Raw genomic sequence first — 1,202 nt, forward strand, 5'->3', positions numbered from 1 at the left:
AGGCCGTCGGCGTCGGGACCCAGCGCCTCGTCGTGGATGCGGGCAGCGAGACGGTCCGCGATTACCTTGGCCAGGAATTCCGTGGTGGTATTGATGCCGACGAAGTCCGGATCATCGTCGAGATTCTGGTATGAGAGTGCCGCGACGATCCTGTGCACCTCTCTGGCTGCCAGGCCCATGTCGACAACGAGGTTGTCACCGTCCAACTCCGGGCGTTGAAAGGTCGCGTCGACCAGGTACGTCGCTCCGTGCAGGCGTTGCGCGGGGCCGAAAACCTCTCCGCGGAAGCTGTGGGCGATCATGAGGTGATCGCGGACTGTGACGGTGAACATGACCTCTCCGGACGGGTGTTGACGGCGCGGTGGGTGCGGACGCGGTTCAGTCGGCGTCGTAGCGGATGCGCTGGCAGAGGCCGGGCAGATTGCCCGAAGCGATCTCGGCCATGACCTCCGGGAGTTCGTCGAAAGCGGACTCGCCGGTGACCAGTACGTCGAAGACCGGGTCCCGCAGAAGGTCGAGCGCAAGGCCGAGCCGGTCGGCGACCGTGTGGCGCCCGCGCCGCTCCAGCGGTATGGCGCCGACCTGACTGCTGCGCAGCGACAGACGACGGGAGTGGAAGAACTCCCCCAGCGGCAGCGTCACCGGCTGGTCCCCGTACCAGCTCAGATCGACCACGGAGCCCTCGGGAGCGAGCAGTTCGAGGGAGCGCCGGAGCCCCGCCTGGGTGGCGCTGGCATGAAAGACGAGATCGCAGTCGCCTGTTGCCTGTGCGGGATCGGCGAAGGAAACGCCGAGCGCCGTGGCGACCGCCGCGCGGGTTGGATCGATATCGACGAGTTGCACCCGGATCCCGGGGAACCTGGCCAGGAGGGCGGCCACACAGCAGCCGACCATGCCGGCGCCCACCACTGCGATGCGATCACCGATCTGCGGTGGCGCGTCCCACAGCGCGTTGAGCGCGGTCTCGACAGTCCCGGCCAGCACGGCCCGATCCGGCGGCACTCCATCGGGGATCGCCGTGAGAGCCCCGGCCGATACACGAAATCGCGTCTGGTGCGGGAACAGGCTGAACACGGCTTTGCCCACGAGTTCCGCCGGCCCAGACTCCACCCGACCGACGTTGAGATACCCGAACTTGACGGGTCCGGGAAAGTCCCCCTCCTGGAAGGGGGCACGCATTGCCTCGTACTGGTTGGCGGGGA

Annotated in this window: 2 protein-coding genes; both read right to left on the reverse strand. The window is 67.5% G+C overall.

The window, feature by feature from the left end; all coding sequences use genetic code 11:
• Window positions 1-332: 6-pyruvoyl trahydropterin synthase family protein (locus tag ACZ5CR_RS46165; protein ID WP_468869967.1), on the reverse strand; the 332-nt coding region annotated here is incomplete at its 3' end.
• A 46-nt stretch (window positions 333-378) separates the two neighbouring features.
• A partial coding sequence (locus ACZ5CR_RS46170; protein ID WP_468869972.1) for a zinc-dependent alcohol dehydrogenase occupies window positions 379-1,202 on the reverse strand: 824 nt, incomplete at its 5' end.

The sequence above is a fragment of the Streptomyces sp. NPDC031274 genome (genome assembly GCF_055570235.1).